Origin of the sequence: Alkalibacterium iburiense, assembly GCF_039521845.1 — a bacterium.
GTDB classification, from domain to species: domain Bacteria; phylum Bacillota; class Bacilli; order Lactobacillales; family Carnobacteriaceae_A; genus Alkalibacterium; species Alkalibacterium iburiense.
On sequence record NZ_BAAACW010000030.1, the window covers coordinates 1 to 2,728 of the forward strand.

Sequence of the window (2,728 nt, forward strand, 5' to 3'; positions counted from 1 at the left end):
AAAACTTAATCAAAACGCAAATTAATTTGGTAAAATAGCCTCTAAAATCAGAGGTATGAATTATTCAGGTTAGTAATTCTCTTTCCTCCACACAATCTCTCCTTAACCAATAATATGAAACGTAGCTAAACTTTTTGTCGAAACGTTTCTATAAATTGAGTATAAAGTGTCTTATTTTGAATTGCAAGGGTTTTCTTAGTTATTTTTTCATAAACAAAATTTTTGTATCTTCTTTTAATTTATTTTAGGCTAAACCTATCAACAAAGGAGGCGTTTTCAAAGTGAGTCAAACGGATACGTATACGATGAATGACGGGCGACACATTCCCGTATTCGGATTTGGTACAGCAGAATTGGAAGGAGACGAAGCCACTCAATCTACGGCAGACGCTCTAGAAATGGGCTACAGATTAGTGGATACTTCTCCCAATTATGGTAATGAAGTAGAAGTTGGGAAAGGTATTCAGAGTGCACTAGAAAAAGGATTAAGTCGAGAAGCCCTCTTTTTATCTACGAAAGTGGAGCCTGAAGATATGAGTAAGGACGGGGTGTTACAATCAGTTGAAGAAAGTTTGAGTCGTTGAAACTTGGATTATATCGATCTCCTTCTCATCCATGCACCCGATGAGGATGAAGAGGTTAATGTAAATACGTGGAAAGGAATGGAAGCGGCTGTTCATTCTGGAAAAGTAAAGTCTATAGGTGTTTCCAATTTCAAACCCGAGAATTTAAGCCCTGTCTTAAATTCAGCTACAATTAAACCTGTTATTAATCAAGTTGAGTATGCCCCTAGCGATGTTGATTGGGATACGAAAGACTACTGTGAAAAAGAATCTATTATTATTATGGCTTATTCTCCCCTTAAAAAAGGGAAAATAAACGATTCGGTTATAACGAACTTAGTCGATAAATATAATAAATCTCCTCAGCAAATTGCCCTACGTTGGGCGATTGATTGTCATACCATTCCTATTCCCCGATCAGGAAATAAGGAACATATAAAAGATAATATAGCTGTTTTTGACTTTTCATTAACAGCTGAAGAAGTAGAGACTATCAATCAACTAGACTAAATCAAAAGCCGAATTCCCCTATGGAAATCGGCCTTTGTCTGTATTAATTTATATCTAACAGCCAAGGAATAGCATCTACCATGGCATCTGCCCAGAATGGCCATGTATGTCCACCCGGCTTTTCAATATATTGATGAGGGATTTCTTTTTTCTTTAGCCATTGATGTAATGCTCTATTTTCCTCATATAAATGATCCTCAGTGCCACATGTCAGAAAGAGTTCAGGTTTAGTCTTAGACTGTCCAATCAAATGGTAAACATCCATATCCGCTTTCAAATCTTTAAATGACTGGCTGGATAGTAAGTGCCAGAAACGTTTATTTATAGGGTTATCTTCCGTCAAATCATGAAACGGTTCTTCTCTTTGAAGTATCCGGCTCGATAATGCTAGGATTTTGCTGAAAGTTTCGTCATAGTAGAACCCGTTTCTTAAAGCTCCATATCCTCCCATCGACAACCCACCTATAAAGGTGTCTTCTCTTTTATGAGACAATGGGAATAAATGTCTTGTTTCCTTTACTAGTTCTTCGCCGATAAATTTACCATAATTATCCTCGCTTGGATGATCGACGTAAAAACTGTTTTCGCCTGATGGCATAATAATGGCTAGATTATACTGATCAGCCAATTCAATGATAGACGTTTTTTGGATCCAATCTTCATGGTCCCCATTCCATCCATGCAGTAAATACAAGGTTTTTAAGGGTTTCGATTCTTGTTCCACTTTTGTCTCAGGATCATAGAATGATTTGGTCTGAGAAGGGATAATAGCTGAAAAGGTTACTTTTCTCATTAATTCTTCTGATATAAATGACGCAGTTATAACGGCCATACGATCTGTCCTTTCCTACTGTTTCTCTACTTCTTCTCCGTTTAAAATCACTTTAAATGTCAAATCAGCATTAAGTGAATGAGCGACCGAGCAATACTTTTCTTCACTCAGACTAACCGCACGCCAGACGCGACTTGCTGGTATATCTCCCTCTACGTGAATAGTTGTTTCTATTGCTTTAAAATACATCGGAGGCTCTTCATTTCTCAGACCGACAGTTTCAAATTCCAGCTTTTGAAGCTTATCTAAATAGGGTCTAAGAACCATGTTAATATCAATTCCCATACAACCAGCTAAGCCGCCTAAAACTGATTCCATTGGAGAAACACCTGATCCGTCTCCTCCTTTAGAGGTGGGGGCATCCATCCGTAATTCTTTCCCTATTTCATTTTTCATTATGAAGGTTTTATTGCCTTCCCATGTAGTTGTTGTCTTCATTTTTTTACACTCCATTCGTCTTTCGTACTAATTTTATTATAGCACAAGAAAAATTAATTGTGAGATACAGTTGAAATCGTTATCAATTTGTTTATAATAAAAGAGTAGCGTTTTGTCGAAACGTTTCACTAAAAAGGAGGATTTCAATGAAACACCTAATCACTGCGTTGGCTATGCTCTTTATAGCTGGATGCGGAGCGAATGAGAACGAAGAGGAATTAATAAGCGTTGCTGAGGATACGTATGCCTTTTTTGAAAGTCACACTGATTCAGAAACAGGATTGACAGCCGATCGGATTGACTTAAATTTAGAGGTGTTTATGGCAATATAAAAGTAGATAGTATTGCAACGAAAATCTTAGAAGCTTGAACAAACAAAAAAGGC

The 2,728-nt window shown here is 37.1% G+C and carries 3 protein-coding genes and 1 pseudogene; 2 read left to right on the forward strand and 2 right to left on the reverse strand.

Going from position 1 to position 2,728, the window contains the following annotated elements:
- Positions 1 to 305 precede the first annotated feature (305 nt).
- A pseudogene (locus ABDZ53_RS02550) lies at positions 306 to 1,073 on the forward strand (aldo/keto reductase).
- A gap of 43 nt (positions 1,074 to 1,116) precedes the next feature.
- On the opposite strand, the gene ABDZ53_RS02555 reads toward ABDZ53_RS02550, so the two are convergent.
- On the reverse strand, positions 1,117 to 1,905 hold the full coding sequence (locus tag ABDZ53_RS02555) for an alpha/beta hydrolase (protein ID WP_343753675.1): 789 nt from the start codon (positions 1,903 to 1,905) through the stop codon (positions 1,117 to 1,119).
- A 15-nt stretch (positions 1,906 to 1,920) separates the two neighbouring features.
- Positions 1,921 to 2,343 (reverse strand): OsmC family protein, encoded by a 423-nt coding sequence (locus ABDZ53_RS02560; RefSeq protein WP_343753677.1) that lies wholly within the window; start codon positions 2,341 to 2,343, stop codon positions 1,921 to 1,923.
- 146 nt (positions 2,344 to 2,489) lie between these two features.
- On the opposite strand from ABDZ53_RS02560, the gene ABDZ53_RS02565 reads away from it, so the two are divergent.
- Positions 2,490 to 2,675 (forward strand): hypothetical protein, encoded by a 186-nt coding sequence (locus tag ABDZ53_RS02565; RefSeq protein WP_343753679.1) that lies wholly within the window; start codon positions 2,490 to 2,492, stop codon positions 2,673 to 2,675.
- Positions 2,676 to 2,728 lie beyond the last annotated feature (53 nt).